The following is a 16,030-nucleotide window of genomic DNA, read 5'->3' on the forward strand; positions in this document are numbered from 1 at the left end:
TTCTTAAAATGCAAAGGTCAAGATTATTTTACTTCCCCACAACTTTTAGGGTTGATCCCATTTCGATTTGAAAACCTCAAGCTGGATACAAACACCAGAAAAAATCAGAAAACTTGGAGGTGCTCTATTTTGTGACCGCCGATATGACCACATTTTTGTATATCACAATGGTGCGGACTCTTATTATTCAGCAAGAGGTTTCCGTGGGTCGCTAAAAGTATAGAATTAATTATTCTTGAGTGCTTCGAATAAAATAAAAGGCCAAATCTTTTGATTTGGCCTTTTGTGATCCCGCTGGGACTCGAACCCAGGACCCATACATTAAAAGTGTATTGCTCTACCAGCTGAGCTACGGAATCTTTTGGTGCTAAATCGGAATTAGTAAATGAAGAAATGGAAGAAAAATAAATTTTTACTACTTTTGCTTTCTCTTTCACTTTAGAGGTCTTAGCCTCTTTCCTGAATCGCGGTGCAAAATTACACTTTTTGATATTATGATGCAAACATACTTTCTGAAATTTCTGAAAATACTTTTTTTAATCGTTATTTTTTCACTGCAAACACTTGATAGTCAAGCCCAAAGAAAATTATATATTTCTGCAGATTCTTTATTCAAACAGCGAAAATTTGATGAGGCAGCCGAACAATATGAAAAAATTCTGATTTCTTCGACCAATTTCAATCCTAAAATTTATTTGAAGCTTGCCAACATTTATGAGAATAAAGGAGACTATGTTAAGGAGTTATATTACCTCAATTTATACTCGTTTAGATTTGCAGATGAGCGCGTATTTGAGAAGATATATACCATTGCTACAGAAAACGGATACAAGGGCTACGAAAAAAATGACTTAAATTATTTCCTCTATTATTTCAGACAATACTCCATTTATGTATGGATAGGCTTTCTACTCGTAGGGATGTATGTTTTTGCTGTATTTATTTTCAAGCGAATCAATAATCAGTTTACACCTACCCTTCATAAGGTTATATTTCTGATTTATTTAATATTTTTAATAGTCTTAATAAATCTACCCAATAATTATCGCACAGTTATCATCAAAAATGAGCACGTATATTTACGAGACTATCCTTCTGCTGGCTCGCATATTGTAGGGAGTATAAGTGAAGGGCATCGATTGAATGTAATTAATTCACAGGACATCTGGTATCAGGTTTTATGGGACGGCAAATTCTGTTATCTGAAACAAAGTGATATTTTATTGATTCATTAACCTATTACCTCACTAGGTGTATGACGCCTTTATAAATCTCATCAGTAAAATATAAAGCATAAAAATAATCACCTGAAGGTTCTTTGTCTCCACTCCATTTGAAATTCCGGTCTGAAGTCATGAATATAGATTTCCCATATCTATTAAACACCTCAAATTTTACAAATTGTCGTTTACAATTATTTTCAGGTATTTCTCCAATAGTAAAATAATCATTGAATCCATCTTCGTTTGGTGTAAAAGTATTGAAAGGTTCAATAGGGTTTTCTGCAGAGAGATTGTCCTTCAACAGAAATTTTACACTTATCGTATCTTGCTTCTGGTCACACGCATTATCACGAGTGAGAAACCTAACTCTAAATTCATTAGAGTTTTTACCAGCCAATAAATTGCAGTTTGGGTTCCAGGTAAAAATACTGTTGAGTGGCCCAATGCCTTGTTTATTTTCAAAAGTCATCCCTACATTTTTCAAATCAAACCCATCGGCAATAGCTGTTAGCTCTATTTTTTCTTTATCAATATCCCGTCCTTCAACTTCAAATTTTACTTCTGTAGGCTTAGATGATGCCAGAATTACCTCCACCACACTGTCGGTCAAGCTCGTAGAAATTGTGGGCGCATTATTGGGTATTGATTGAATGGTAACTGGAACAGCATAAGCTGTTTGGTTACTTACACCACATCTTAAATCTCTTGCAGAGAAATCCAATATTACCTGTTTTTGTTTGACCGCTTCACAATTCGGAATAAATTTTAAAGTAGATTTTACGCTTCCTATTGCCGTTTGTGAAGGAAAAGTAAAGCCTAAACTACCCAAATTAAAGTTCCTTCCGGAGCCCGCCAAAGAAAGAGTATCAAGGTCAGCATCATCCCCAAAAACGGTAAATTCCAGCGTGTCACCATACATTATTGTTGGAGAATCTGTAAGAGAGGTGGTGATAACAGGTCGATTATTAGCAATATCTTCGAAATTTATCTTCATCCGGTAGCTCCTGATTTGAGGTACCGGACACCCATTATCATTGATACTAATAATAAACTCGGCAGCGACATTATTTTTTGTAATGATACACTCATCCAGGCAAAACGAACTTCTTAACGTATCAGAGCTCTGAACCACTACGTTTGTGATTGCAGGCATACTGATTTTTTTGGTATCAAAATTTACTCCTCTAGCTGTTATTGTTAGTTTTTGGTTAAGATCTTGGTCAAAGTATAAAATATCAAAACATCTTTTATCACCCTTTTTCAAATTAATAATTTCGCCCTCTTTAAAAAAAGTATTGGCGCCTTGATTTCTAACCATCAATTGTGGAGGATAGTTAATTTTGCAATCTACCACTTTCAACTGAAAATCTCTTTTTGCTCGCCCAATCACCACGCCTTTTCTGAATTCATTAACCATTACCGAAAAAACATATAGACCTAGTTTATTGGGTTTAACATAGAGTACACCAGTAATGTGGTCAATCCTCAGGGGTTCATCGCCCGGAATAACATTACTTAAGGAAATTCCATCTACCCAGGAAGTTTCTGGGTAACTACTTCTACCAATACTCACCGGATTAGGATTTCCCGTAGTTGCATATCCAGCCCAAGGAGTGATTAGTTCATAAGTCAAACTATCTCCATCTGAGTCGGTAGCACTAAAATCCATTTCAAAATTCTGATTAATGCAAAGATAGTCAGCCACAACATCTTTAAAATGAGGTGAATTGTTAGCAACTGTAACAGGTGGAAATTCAGTATAAAATACCATCCCTGCAGCACTAGGATTACGAATATTAGTAATAATCACATTTCGACAACATCTTTCCCACACAATTGCATAGCCTCCAGGATCCGAGAAGGAAGCTTCTGTTAAATTTAAGTTAGCTTTATATTTAATCAAAAGGGTTTGAAGATCTCCTTTAGCACAGGCAGGATCAATATATTGGATTAAGTCACGATAAACTCTCTGACAAACCGCCTCCCCTATTCTGGCTAAATCTCTTTTACGAATAAAGGTTAAAGTAATAGAAATATCCTCAGCTGCAGGACGTCCATTAATTGCATCAAAATACAGGTTTAAAGTAACTTCGTGAGTAATACCTGGAGAAGGATTTTTTACTTTAACTAATTCAATCTCACCGCCGACTATATGAGAAGCAAGTGACCGGAAAGTAATGGCAAGAAAAAATATAAGGTAAAGATACTTTTTCATAGGCTCGTGGGAATGATTCTTGAACGTTAGGGCATAATTATAAGTAAGACGTAATTTAATTACAAAAGGTTGAATTTTGAAGTTAGTGCTCAATTAAATATTTTTGCTGAAAATATTAACAGAAACGACAGAAAGACAGATGGCCAAAAACAAAACATTCGTAATCGAAAGTATTGAGGTAGAAAATTTTGCAGCAGAAGGAAAATGTTTTGCACGGCATAATGGACAAATAATTTTTATCGAAGGGAGCAATGTTTCACCAGGAGATAAAGTAAAACTGTGGGTGAATAATAGGAAGAAGAATTATGCAGAAGCTAATGTGCTGGAATTGCTAGAACCCTCTCCATTAAGAATTACACCTTTTTGTCAACATTTTGGTGTTTGTGGTGGATGCAAATGGCAGCATATTCCTTATGAGAAACAACTGGATTTGAAATGGCAACAAGTTAATGACCAGTTAAATCGTATAGGTAAATTAAATTTACCAACTATTAATCAGATTTTGCGCTCTGAAAATGTGCAGTTTTATCGTAATAAACTTGAATATACTTTTTCCAATAGTAGATGGTTTACTCGTGAGGAAGCTAATAATGGAGAAGATTTAGATAAAAATGCCTTAGGTTTTCATGTCCCTAAACGATTTGAAAAGGTATTGCCCATTGAAAAATGTTATCTCCAAAAAGACCCCTCAAATCAGATAAGACTTGCTTTAAGAGATTTAGCTAATGCAAATCAATATTCTTATTATGATCATATTACTCATCAAGGTTTTTTGAGAAATATCATGATCCGTACTTCATCTACCGGAGACCTAATGGTAATGGTACAGTTTGCGCAAAATAATGAGGAAGCGATTGAAAAAGTTTTGAAACACCTTCAAACAAGCTTTCCAGAGATAACTTCTTTAAATTATGTATTGAACCAGAAAAGAAATGATACATTTTTTGACTTAGAGGTGCATACTTATCACGGCAAACCCTTTATTGAAGAAAGAATGGAAGATTTGATTTTCAGAATCAGGCCAAAATCCTTCTATCAAACAAACTCTGAACAAGCTTATGAACTATATAAGCTAACTCGAGAATATGCAGATTTAAAAGGTGATGAGCTAGTTTATGACTTATATACTGGTACAGGCACTATAGCCAATTTTGTAGCTAAAAAGGCCAAAAAAGTCATTGGTATTGAATATGTAGAGGATGCAGTAGAAGACGCAAAAATCAATTCAGAAGTAAATGGCATTGCTAACACAGAATTCTTTGCTGGTGATATGCGGAAATTTCTTACTCAGGAATTTATTGCAAGTAAAGGCAAACCTGATATAATTATCACTGATCCTCCAAGAGCCGGAATGGACGAGCCTGTAACAAATACAATATTAGAAGTTGCTCCAAAAAGAATTGTTTATGTAAGTTGCAATCCGGCTACACAAGCCCGTGATTTGTCTATTTTAAGTGCCAAATACAATATTGTGACTGTGCAACCTGTTGATATGTTTCCTCATACACATCATGTAGAAAACATTGCAAAACTGGAATTGAGAGAGATTTAAAAAAGGATCGATTTACTCATAAAGATAGTGTCGTTTATTACTCTAAAGTTGTAAGCGGCTCTATCATTTTATATTAAAACTTTTGATAAGGTTAGTTATCAGTTTTACTCAATTTTATTGAGTGATGTTGATCAATTGTTTCATTCTCTGAACCTTCTATATTATAATCGTATGGTAATTGAGTAGCAAGGCCTCCAAAGCTCCAAAATTCCTTTAAGATTACTCCATTTGGTCTTGTCAACCAACCATTATCTGTAAATCTGGCAGAGCCTTTAGGCAAAACAATTTCCGTATATTTATACGGATAATCAGTGTAAAGCGGCTTTGAGTCAATTCTTTTTTTAACAAAGACTAATAATGAATATTCAGAATGTAGAGAAAAACTCTCTACATCTTTATCATACGTGCAGATTGCATTGGCATTGACAGGTACCAGCACTCCATTTTTAACTTCGCTAGTTAAAGTTTTTTGCCCGTCATCTAGAGTTTTAATATAAGTTCTTTTAAAAACCTCGAAATCATTTTCCTCTAATTTATTACGAGTTAATACCATCAGGAAATTCCTGAAAGAATCGCTGAAAACATCCTTCTGATTTTTGTCCCATTTTTTCTTTAGACTGATGTTATTCGGATTTAATTTCTCAAAAAACTTTTGACCAGACAAATCTAAAGTTAGCCCGTCAGACTCAAACTTATCCATCTGAAACAGAATTTTGTATCCAAGTGCATAATTCTTTATTAGAACTGGTTCGTTCGCATTGGCAATTACTTTTTTATCCTTATTATATTCTAATCTGATTACTTCTGGATTAAGAATTTCGCAGTCCTTAGCAAATTTCGAGTCTCCTAAAAGTGCGTGTTCAAATACCTTCCATTTATTCTCAAAATCCTTATCATGCTTAGTAGTAATAATATCTTCTTTCAAAATATCATTACCTGCTAGTTGAAACCTAAAGACCTGAATTTCAGAGGAGTAATTAATCTTTCTTTTGATTGATTTATAGCCTGCTATAGAGACAATCAGTTCAACTTGAGAAAATTTATCAGGAATATTGAGCTGAAAATTTCCCTTATCATTAGTAGAAGTACCAATTGTTGTATTATTAACAAAAACCTTCACAAATTGAACAACAGTTTTCTTATCATCAGTGACATTTCCACTGATTGTCCAAAAATTTGTTTGGCTAAATGAAGAAACAGAAAAGAGAAAAAAGATAAAAACTTTATAAAATTTTGCTTTCATTGACACTGCCTTTCAGATTTGGCTGAGCAATTTACGCAAAATTATACTTTAAATAACAAAAAATATCACTATTTTATGTTGCCACAATATAGACAATCGGATTTTGCTCAATAAATTGAAACTTATTGAGTAATAAATAAAAGATTTAAACCAATTAAAAAAGAGATTAGAATGGGAATTCAGTTTCCTCATCCAGATTGCGAGCCTGATTTGCTTTGCTGCCAAAGGTCATAGAACCTCCACCAGTATTAGGGTTGCCGCCTCCCTGTTCAAAGTTTTCTAAAGAATTAGTTGAAGGGAAAGGCTTAGGGCTATTAAAGTCTGTGAAACCTTCCTGAACAGGTGTATAGAACCCATCCAAATCAGTAAATTTGGTATACTTACCAATAAATCTTAATCTAACAGTATCAACAGTACCACTACGGTTTTTAGCAATGATTACCTCACCTACACCAGCAGTTGGGTTACCATTTTCATCCTGGGTAATTTTATAGTATTCCGGACGATACAAAAACATTACCATATCTGCATCTTGCTCGATAGACCCAGACTCACGTAAGTCGGAAAGTTGAGGGCGTTTGTCACCACCACGGGTTTCCACCGCACGACTTAATTGTGAAAGTGCAATAACAGGTACATTGATTTCTTTCGCCAGGTTTTTCAATGAACGTGAAATAGTCGCAATTTCCTGCTCACGATTACCTGATTTGCCTCCTCCAACTTCTGCAGTCATTAGTTGCAAGTAGTCAATAATTACTAAACCGATGTCAAACTGAGCTTTCAGACGACGGCATTTTGCTCTTAATTCAAGAACTGATAAAGCCGGTGTATCGTCAATATAAATAGGTGCTTTAGAAAGTCGGTCAATTCTATGATGCAATTGTTGCCATTCATGGCTTTCAAGAGATCCTTTACGAAGTTTTTCACTATCAATTTCTGCCTCTGCAGAAATCATACGAAGCATTAACTGAGTAGATGACATCTCAAGCGAGAAGATAGCTACTGGTGTATTCCACTCCACAGCCGCATTTCTCATCGCAGATACCACGAACGCAGTTTTACCCATCGCTGGGCGAGCTGCAATAATAGTCAACTCAGTATTTTGCCAACCACTGGTGATTCTATCAAGCTCGGTAAAACCACTAGCTACTCCTGTTAAACCATCTTTATTATTCTTCTTTTTTTCGAGCTCTTCAATCGTAGCTCGCATGATTGAACTGGCATCCGCATAACTTTTCCTGATATTTCTTTCTGAAATCTCAAAAAAAGTTTGTTCTGTTCTATCAAGAAGATTAAAAACGTCAGTAGTATCTTCAAAGGCATCGCGGAGAATATCTCCAGCTACCCGAATCATATCTCTTTTAATAGCAGCCTGCGAAATAATACGGGCATGCCATTCGATATTAGCGGCTGAGTTTACTTTACTGGTTAATCTGGCAAGGTATTGCGCTCCTCCAACAAACTCAAGTTCTCCAAGCGCTCTCAATTGTGAAGTTACAGTCAATAAATCTATTGGCTCAGATTTACCAAAGAGTATTAATATAGAATTATAGATTCTTTGATGTGATTCTTTATAGAAACTGGCTGGTTGCAAAATATCAACCACAGTAGTTAGAGCGTCTTTCTCGATCATCAAAGCACCCAAAACAGCTTCCTCCAACTCTGTTGCTTGAGGTGGAAGCTTACCAGATTCGCTACGAGCAGTTTCCAAAAAAAGATTTTTCCCAAATCCTCTTTGGTTCTGGTTTCTGCTTGATTGATTATTTGGGTATATTTGATCCATAATATTAATGCAATGTTAAGAAAAATTACTTTCTCAAAAAACAAAGCTTTAATTTCTGATATTGATATAATAAAGATAAACGACTGACTATCAATATCTAATTTAAAGAGTATTAATTTTTTGTGGAAAAAACGTTTGATATTGTGAATAATTTTTGATTTTTGGAAAACAAATTCAATTCTTTAGATAAAACTAAAATTTCAGGTCTAACGTTTAATACAATAGGCCAATTATTAAACTAATAACCAAACTTATCAGGATTTTGACAGAAAAAGTATTCACATTAGACGAAGTGTCATTGATAGATTTTCTCGGAGTAGAAAATAGTAATATCAAAGTAGTAGCGGCGGCTTTTCCGGAAAGCAAAATTATTTCAAGAGGAAATCAGATCTTAATCAAAGGAAACAACACTGAAATCAATAAAATCTCTGATATCTTAGAGTCATTACTTGAACATTATCAGAAATACGGCAGATTGAGTAATGAACAAGTCAAAAACTATATTCAACAAGATATTGAAACTGCCAATCATGAAGCAACTGACGATGATGTAATTCTTTATGGAACCAAAGGCGTAGTTGTTAGAGCTAAAACTGCCAATCAGAAAAAAATGATTGAAGCAGCCAAAAAATATGATATTGTTTTTGCAACTGGTCCTGCTGGTACGGGTAAAACCTACACTGCGGTTGCTTTAGCTGTAAAAGCATTAAAAGATAAGGAAGTTAAGAAAATTATCATTACTAGACCTGCGGTTGAAGCTGGTGAAAACTTGGGTTTCTTGCCTGGTGATTTAAAAGAAAAAATTGATCCATACTTAAGACCGATTTATGATGCACTTGATGATATGATTCAGGCTGAAAAATTGAAGTTCTATTTGGAAAACCGAACTATTGAAATTGCTCCTTTGGCATACATGAGAGGTAGAACCCTAAATAATGCTTTTATCCTCCTTGATGAAGCCCAGAATACAACTCCAATGCAGATTAAAATGTTTCTAACCCGCATGGGGCCGCTTTCAAAGACAATCATCACTGGTGATAAAACACAGATAGACCTACCTAAGAATCAGAGATCTGGTCTGGCTGACGCATTAGATATTCTTAAAAACATAACTGGTATAGGTTTTGTTGAATTAGATGGAAGAGATGTGGTACGCCATAGATTAGTTAGAGATATCCTAAGTGCTTACGAAAAAGCAGAGAGCAAGTAAAATCTTTAATTATCATGCTTGCAACCATAGACTACCAATCACACGTCATTAAAGCATGAAAAAAGCGTTATATATCCCTCTATTCTTCTTGATTTGCTTGCATGCATTGGCTCAAAAAAAACATTTTTGCGCCAATGCTGCCAGCGATTCTATTCGTTTGCTAAATGATCCTTCAAGGGCAATAAAAAAATTGCGTTTTGAACAAGCTCTTCAAAACTTTCAGGCTGTTGGTAATAGCAAAAGTCGGCTAAATGTAGCTGATGAAGAAATCATTCGGATTCCTGTGGTTGTGCATGTAATTCATAATCAATTGGGGGGGACTATTGCCGAAAACAATATTCCTGATGAACAGATATTTTCACAAATTAAGGTTTTGAATGAAGATTATCGAAGAAAGGAGCAAACGATGGGTTATAATAATAATCCGATAGGAGCCGACACTAAAATAGAATTTTTTCTTGCTTCTAAAGACCCTGATGGCAATCCAACATCAGGGATAACACGACATTATAACTCGACAGCTGAATTCAGCCTTCTAAATGATAATGATCGTAAAAAACTATCTAATATCGTTTATTGGGACAGTAATAAATATCTGAACATTTGGGTTACCGCCTACCAAAGTCCTTATATTGGATATGCAGAATTTCCTTACGCAGAAACAATTGATGGATTAGGTGATGAGATACCAGAGAGTATTGATGGTGCATTTATTGACTACAGAGTGTTTGGAAAAAAATCTGGTTCTAACACAGAAGGAATTTATAGTTTCGGGAGAACCGCTACTCATGAAATTGGTCATTGGCTGGGTTTGATACATACGTGGGGAGATGAATATTGTGGAACAGATTACGTAGATGATACTCCTCCAACCAGTGAATCCAATAGTACAATTTTTTGTAGAGATATGTTTTCGAACTGTAATGGCCCTCGGACTCGAAATTTAATTGAAGACTATATGGATTACTCACCTGATTCATGTATGAACATATTTACTGAAGGGCAGAAACAGAGAATGAGGGCTGTTGTTGAATTAAGTCAAAGACGTAAGAGAGTGGCTAATTATGCAAAATTTCAATTACCACCATCAAATGCGCTTAATGTAGCACTTATTCCAAACCCAACTACTAAAGATAATATTCAGGTTCAGGTCTTATTGCCGGATTTTCAGGATTTTACAATTTCGCTCATTGATATAAAAGGTAGAAATATTTACTCAGCATCATTCAGCGATTATCCAAGTACGATTGTAACACTGAAGACTCCTGATATACCTGCTGGTGCCTATTTTGTGAACGTAGTCTCCAAGCAAGAAAGTGTCGTTACGAGGCTTGCTATTTTTTAAACCCCCAGATTCTTAATTTTTGTCATTTATTATTTTCTCTTTAGTTTTGCCTATCATTTTTGAATGCACCTAGACATACTGAAAGAATAGTAAAATCCTAAAATGGAAAAATTAATAAAAGACAGGCCGAATTTTGATGAAATCTTCATGAACCTTGCCAAAGATCTGGCACAGCGTTCACATTGTGTAAAGGCTCAGGTAGGCGCTGTTTTAACAAAAGATACCAGAATTATTTCGATAGGCTATAATGGCCCGCCATCTGGCACCCACAATTGTGATGAAGATTTCCCAGAGGAAGGTTGTCCTAGAGATTCTAAAGGAAGTTGTTCATTAGCACTTCATGCTGAGCAAAATGCGATTTTATACGCTTCAAAAAATGGCGCTAATCTGGAAGGGAGTACGCTTTACGTAACACTATCACCCTGTATTGCCTGTGCACGAGTAATTTTTTCGATGAAAATCAAAAAAGTTTTTTTCCTAGAATCTTATGCAAAGTACAAAGGAATTCCTAGCGATGAAGGAGTAGATTTCTTAAGAAAATTTGGTATTGAAGTAATAGAATTTGGGTGTAATTAGTGAATTACACCCCCATGGCCATGAACGTGTCCATGTGCTATTTCGTCAGGATTGGCATTTCTGAGGGCCAATATTTTTCCTTTAAAATGTAAAGTTTCACCCGCTAATGGATGATTAAAATCTAACATCACAAAGTCCGGATGTACTTCCACTACTCTTCCATTCATTCGATGACCTTCATCATTAGAAAATGGTATGAAATTCCCAATTTCTAACATTCCATCTGGAACTTTACCATCTTCAATTTTAAAATTTTCTATCGGAAAATCAATCAAAGCTTCTGTATCAACTTCACCGTAACCATCCTCAGCACTAACAGAAAACTCAAAGGTATCACCCTCACTCAGGCCAATTAGGTTTTGTTCGAACGCCTCAGGGAGTCCACTCATGCCATGTATAAATACAATCGGATCTGTTTCATCAGAAACTTCTATGATTTCTCTGTCATCATTCTCCCCCACATACAATTCATAAACAGCCGTAACTACTTTTTTTGCTTCAACTTTCATTTGCTTAAATTTTATTTGTCACTAAGGACGTAAATCTTATAAAACTTGAATATTTTATTATATCTTATTTCATAACTTTGCCACAAACGTACAAATTCTACCCCTTAAAAATGAATTTTTTAGCACATTTATTTCTTTCAGGTGATAATGAGGAAATTTTAGTCGGGAATCTGTTGGAAGACTATGTCGTAGGTAGAATCGAACATCCTCGTAATCAGCATTTTTCAGAAAACATCAAAAATGGCATTCTTCTACATAGGCTAATTGATAGCTTTATGGATACTCATGCAGTTACAAGTATCTGTAAATCTGTTTTGTATCAGAACTACCATAAATACGCTTCCGTTGTAATTGATATTTATTTTGACCATTTTTTGGCAAAACATTGGTACTCCTATTCTATCGAACCTTTTGACGATTTCAGGAAAAGAGTTCATCAATCATTTCTGAATCATTGGGAAGTACTGCCAGATAAAATGAAACCCATGATTGAATCCATGATTAAATATGACTGGTTAAAAAATTACGGGGAGTTCTGGGGAATTGAGAGATCATTATCAGGCGTTGCTCAGAGAACAGCTTTTCGCTCGAATATGGAAGGTGCGGTCAAAGACCTGAAAGAACATTATGATTTTTTTGACGAGAATTTTAAAATCTTCTTTCCTCAAATGATTGACCAATGTACTATGTTTTTAACCGATAAAAACTATTCACATAACTATATAATTATCAAATAACCGATGTCAGAGATTCTTAAGTCAATAAAGAAAGATGCGATTAAGCAATTATATTTTCTTCATGGTGAAGAGCCTTTTCATATTGAGCAGATTATTGATAAGATTCAACATCTGGCAATCCCAGCTCATGAAAAGGGATTTAATGAATTTGTTCTTTTCGGTAAAGACTTGAATGTTGGAGCATTACTAAATTATGCACGTCGGTTTCCGATGATGGCCGAAAAACAGCTGATCATTGTGAAAGATGCCCAGCACATTCAAGGAATTGACCAAAAAGAGTCTCAGAAACTGTTAGAAGACTATGCTTTACAACCATTATCTTCTACAATTTTGGTTCTGGCATTTAGTAATGCTCAGGATGAAAGAAAAGTCTGGGTAAAAGCTTTTGGCAAAAATGGTGTATTATTTAATTCCAAGAAATTTTATGACAATCAATTACCAGAATTTCTGGCTGATTACTGTCATTCGAAAGGGGTTAAAATTAGCATGAAAGCAATTCAATTATTAATTGAACATATAGGCAATGATTTAAAAAGAATTACCTCAGAAATTGATAAAGTAGTTTTAAACGTTAAATTGGGAGAGGGAATTGATGCGGATACGATCCAGAAATTTGTCGGAATTAGTAAAGAATATAATGTATTTGAACTACAAAAGGCGTTGATTCAAAGAGATGTGGTAAAGGCCAATCAGATTATCATTTATTTTGGGAATAATCCCAAGGATAATCCAATTCAGCCAATTCTGATCATCCTTTATAATTTTTTCAGCAAAGTACTTTTAGTGCATGCTTCAAATGATAAATCAGATAGTGGAGTTGCCTCTTTGTTAAAAGTCAATAGTTTTTTTGCAAAAGATTATCTGAATGCTGCTCGGAATTATTCTTTACATAAATTAACCTCTGTGATTCATTCGATAAAAATTGCTGATTTAAAATCGAAAGGTGTTGAAACTGGTGAAGAATCGGAAGGAGATATTTTGCAGAAATTAGTTTTTGAGATACTTCATTAAAATATTGAGATTGTTGATAGCCAGAAAGTTAAGTTGTGATTCTTCGATATATGAATTTCATGAAATACGAAAATCAATATTTTCTGATTTTTTATTCCTCTTTTTGTTATATTATTAATTTCAACATTAATAAATTGTAGAAATACGGTAAATTTTTATTTTTATTTCTTATAATTCGGATACTTTTTTGAATTTCTGATAAATTCATACTCAATATCTGATTACTCAGTGGAAACTAAGAAAAGAAAACTAACCTTTTCGAATAATCCTATTCAAATTGATTCACTACCTAATTATAGCTGGATAGAGAGAGATACCCTATTGCTTCATATTGCTTTTCAAATTTTTATGGATGCACTCGAGAAAGACAAAGTGCTTGAAGTAATCAATTGGGATTGTAATGATGAATACAGGACAGTGAGAAAGTATATAATAGAATTACGAAATTGGTGGCTTGAAAGGAAAGACAAAGACCGATTGAAAGAGATAGACTATTCGGATGAAAAGCAATACGAAGAAGACAGTACTTATCTTCATATGCTCATGTTAATTAGAAAATACCTGGTTGTTTAATACCACCTCTAAAATCTCTATTCTATGTAATTGCAAATCAATCTACTTCTTATTAAAAATTGGACAACAATTCTTCAATTTCTGAATTAATCATTACTTAATATTTGCTTCATTTTTGGGTAAGCTAAAGACTTACTTTTATAACAGACATCAATAAGGTCTATACAAAACAAATAAAAAATGGCATTCTTCACAGATACTGAAGGTAACCTTGTAGGGCTTCATTCAATGGCTTAATCATCGTATTTTAGGAAATAAAAAAAATATTCAGTAGTAACCTATTAGTCTTTCATTCTTCATTACAAATCTATAAGAAATTGATATTCAACGATATAATTGAATATTTACAACCTCAATTGTTCAATTAATTCTTTTTTTTAAATAGAATTTATATCGAATAAGATATTAAAGGCTTTTATAAGTAGTATTTTTGCTATATGAAACGCCTTAGATACCAAGATTTAAAAGGAGATGACTTAATTATCTCCGCTCATATAGGATTAAACAAACTAGAATTTGAGACATTAGCCAAGGAATTCAATCAAGTAGTAGAAACCCATTTTATACATTTCACTATTGAGGGTAAAATTCGTCAGCGCCAATCTAAGTCTCGTAAAAATAGTGTATTTGTCGAATGGTCAGATTTATTATTGTTCATTTTAGTATATCTGAAAACCAATCCACTGCAAATAGTTTTTGCTACCAGTTTTGGTCTAACACAGCCTAAATCAAGTATGTGGTTAAAACTAGCTAGTAACTTTTTGTTAGAAACGCTGGCTAAAGGCAATGTATTACCTGAGCGTAAATCAGAGCGAATAGCTAAATGTATTGAAAATCTAGATAAAATTCTGATAGATGCCACAGAAAGAGAAGTCTATCGTAGTATAGATTATCAAACTCAACAAGAGTATTATTCTGGCAAAAAAAAGCTCATACTATTAAGAACCTCATCATAAGTGAGCCAGATACTTATATTCGGTATTTAAGCCCTACTTATGAAGGCAGCATTCATGATAAAAAAATGGCAGATGAAGAAGATTTTAACTTTCAACAAACCATTACACTGATTCAAGATTTAGGTTTTCAAGGATTTGAGCCTGAAAATGTCATCATCTATCAGCCTATTAAAAAGCCTAAAAATCTTGATTTAAATAACAACCAAAAGCAATATAATAAAACCCAGTCTCAAGAGCGTGTTTCTGTAGAACACGCTATAAGAGGCGTAAAAATATTAAGAATTGTCAAAGAAAAGATACGTTCGCACCTCCACGCTTGGAGAGACTTGGTCATGTATCTGGCTTGTGCAATTCACAACTTTAAAATCAAACTAAAAAGAAAAAAGCAGCTAAGCTATTTCTCTTATTCGATATAAACTCTAATGTATTTTTATTGTTTATTATGTATTTATTATGTCGCCCTAAAAATGACATTATAAATATTTGTATAGGCCCTGCTGATTGGATAAATTTACAGACCCTGAAAACGAGAGCCAAACAATACCTTTACAATGAATACTAATTTTCTATTTGAAAGACCTGTTTCGTTTCATCATTGATTCTACTATTTGAAGTTTTAGCAGATATTTGAAACATCACAACAAATGGAAAAACACTGGGCTAAAAATATTTCCTTACAATTATACACTTCTGATCTAATAGAGACTCAGCATTTCTATTCTGTCATATTGGGTATCAATTGCGATATCCTATCAGATAAGCATGTCGAATTTTCGTTTAACTCAACTACTTTTATTTTCACTACAAATCCCAGGTTTGTTATTAACTATCCTTATTACATCAATTTTGAGGTATATGAATTAGAAAAACTCTGGGAAGCAATAAGGTTGAAAGTAGACACAATTAATCCGATTGCTGATTCGCTGGATGGTATATTTCGGGAATTTCTAATACATGATAATAATGGCTATTACCTCCGATTTTTTGAGGTAAATCAGAGCAAGCAGTTGAGTTTGGATTTCTATAATCAGTCAATCGGTGAACTAGTCTAAGACTAAAAGTTATTAACTCTATCCACGAAAACTTAATAGTTAAGA

Annotated in this window: 15 protein-coding genes, 1 tRNA gene and 1 pseudogene; 12 read left to right on the forward strand and 5 right to left on the reverse strand. The window is 34.1% G+C overall.

Features of this window, described 5'->3' with window-relative positions; genetic code table 11:
* Window positions 1-61: 61 nt before the first annotated feature.
* Window positions 62-223: pseudogene (locus ACYVFA_RS05700) on the forward strand (DUF4256 domain-containing protein); the annotation flags it as partial.
* Between the two features lie 63 nt (window positions 224-286).
* Here the strand turns inward: ACYVFA_RS05700 and ACYVFA_RS05705 are convergent.
* Window positions 287-359, reverse strand: a tRNA-Lys gene (locus ACYVFA_RS05705).
* Window positions 360-494: 135 nt separating this feature from the next.
* Between ACYVFA_RS05705 and ACYVFA_RS05710 the strand changes: the two genes are divergently transcribed.
* Window positions 495-1,235 carry an SH3 domain-containing protein gene (locus ACYVFA_RS05710; RefSeq protein ID WP_460470846.1) on the forward strand — a complete coding sequence of 247 codons (741 nt, stop codon included), beginning with the start codon at window positions 495-497 and terminating at the stop codon, window positions 1,233-1,235.
* Between the two features lie 4 nt (window positions 1,236-1,239).
* Here ACYVFA_RS05710 and ACYVFA_RS05715 read toward each other — a convergent pair whose 3' ends face one another.
* Complete coding sequence (locus ACYVFA_RS05715) at window positions 1,240-3,438, reverse strand: T9SS type B sorting domain-containing protein (RefSeq protein ID WP_460470847.1); 2,199 nt, start codon at window positions 3,436-3,438, stop codon at window positions 1,240-1,242.
* A 139-nt stretch (window positions 3,439-3,577) separates the two neighbouring features.
* Between ACYVFA_RS05715 and rlmD the strand changes: the two genes are divergently transcribed.
* Window positions 3,578-4,990, forward strand: coding sequence for a class I SAM-dependent RNA methyltransferase (gene rlmD / locus ACYVFA_RS05720; protein ID WP_460470848.1), 1,413 nt, complete (start codon window positions 3,578-3,580; stop codon window positions 4,988-4,990).
* 91 nt (window positions 4,991-5,081) lie between these two features.
* Here rlmD and ACYVFA_RS05725 read toward each other — a convergent pair whose 3' ends face one another.
* Complete coding sequence (locus ACYVFA_RS05725; protein WP_460470849.1) at window positions 5,082-6,233, reverse strand: peptidase associated/transthyretin-like domain-containing protein; 1,152 nt, start codon at window positions 6,231-6,233, stop codon at window positions 5,082-5,084.
* 166 nt (window positions 6,234-6,399) lie between these two features.
* Window positions 6,400-8,016 carry a replicative DNA helicase gene (gene dnaB, locus ACYVFA_RS05730; RefSeq protein ID WP_460470850.1) on the reverse strand — a complete coding sequence of 539 codons (1,617 nt, stop codon included), beginning with the start codon at window positions 8,014-8,016 and terminating at the stop codon, window positions 6,400-6,402.
* 262 nt (window positions 8,017-8,278) lie between these two features.
* Here dnaB and ACYVFA_RS05735 point away from each other — a divergent pair, with 262 nt between their 5' ends.
* The 3 genes from ACYVFA_RS05735 to ACYVFA_RS05745 all read left to right on the forward strand — a co-directional run bounded on the left by ACYVFA_RS05735 (window position 8,279) and on the right by ACYVFA_RS05745 (window position 11,147).
* Window positions 8,279-9,226: a PhoH family protein gene (locus ACYVFA_RS05735; RefSeq protein ID WP_460470851.1), complete on the forward strand. Its 948-nt coding sequence runs from the start codon at window positions 8,279-8,281 to the stop codon at window positions 9,224-9,226.
* 55 nt (window positions 9,227-9,281) lie between these two features.
* Complete coding sequence (locus ACYVFA_RS05740; RefSeq protein ID WP_460470852.1) at window positions 9,282-10,571, forward strand: M43 family zinc metalloprotease; 1,290 nt, start codon at window positions 9,282-9,284, stop codon at window positions 10,569-10,571.
* Between the two features lie 102 nt (window positions 10,572-10,673).
* Entirely contained in the window at window positions 10,674-11,147 is a 474-nt protein-coding gene (locus ACYVFA_RS05745; RefSeq protein WP_460470853.1) for a deoxycytidylate deaminase, read from the forward strand.
* Here ACYVFA_RS05745 and ACYVFA_RS05750 read toward each other — a convergent pair.
* Window positions 11,144-11,656 (reverse strand): FKBP-type peptidyl-prolyl cis-trans isomerase, encoded by a 513-nt coding sequence (locus tag ACYVFA_RS05750; protein WP_460470854.1) that lies wholly within the window; start codon window positions 11,654-11,656, stop codon window positions 11,144-11,146. The genes ACYVFA_RS05745 and ACYVFA_RS05750 overlap by 4 nt on opposite strands.
* Window positions 11,657-11,766: 110 nt before the next feature.
* Between ACYVFA_RS05750 and ACYVFA_RS05755 the strand changes: the two genes are divergently transcribed.
* The 6 genes from ACYVFA_RS05755 (at window position 11,767) to ACYVFA_RS05780 (ending at window position 15,985) form a co-directional block, all read left to right on the forward strand.
* Window positions 11,767-12,393: an acyl carrier protein phosphodiesterase gene (locus ACYVFA_RS05755; RefSeq protein WP_460470855.1), complete on the forward strand. Its 627-nt coding sequence runs from the start codon at window positions 11,767-11,769 to the stop codon at window positions 12,391-12,393.
* 3 nt (window positions 12,394-12,396) lie between these two features.
* Window positions 12,397-13,404 carry a DNA polymerase III subunit delta gene (gene holA, locus ACYVFA_RS05760; RefSeq protein WP_460470856.1) on the forward strand — a complete coding sequence of 336 codons (1,008 nt, stop codon included), beginning with the start codon at window positions 12,397-12,399 and terminating at the stop codon, window positions 13,402-13,404.
* Window positions 13,405-13,632: 228 nt separating this feature from the next.
* Window positions 13,633-13,977 (forward strand): hypothetical protein, encoded by a 345-nt coding sequence (locus ACYVFA_RS05765; RefSeq protein ID WP_460470857.1) that lies wholly within the window; start codon window positions 13,633-13,635, stop codon window positions 13,975-13,977.
* A gap of 437 nt (window positions 13,978-14,414) precedes the next feature.
* Window positions 14,415-14,933, forward strand: coding sequence for a helix-turn-helix domain-containing protein (locus ACYVFA_RS05770; protein WP_460470858.1), 519 nt, complete (start codon window positions 14,415-14,417; stop codon window positions 14,931-14,933).
* A gap of 17 nt (window positions 14,934-14,950) precedes the next feature.
* Window positions 14,951-15,349, forward strand: a complete 399-nt coding sequence (locus ACYVFA_RS05775; RefSeq protein ID WP_460470941.1) for a transposase family protein — start codon at window positions 14,951-14,953, stop codon at window positions 15,347-15,349.
* 228 nt (window positions 15,350-15,577) lie between these two features.
* Entirely contained in the window at window positions 15,578-15,985 is a 408-nt protein-coding gene (locus ACYVFA_RS05780; RefSeq protein WP_460470859.1) for a hypothetical protein, read from the forward strand.
* Window positions 15,986-16,030 lie beyond the last annotated feature (45 nt).

This window comes from Emticicia fontis (assembly GCF_054779675.1).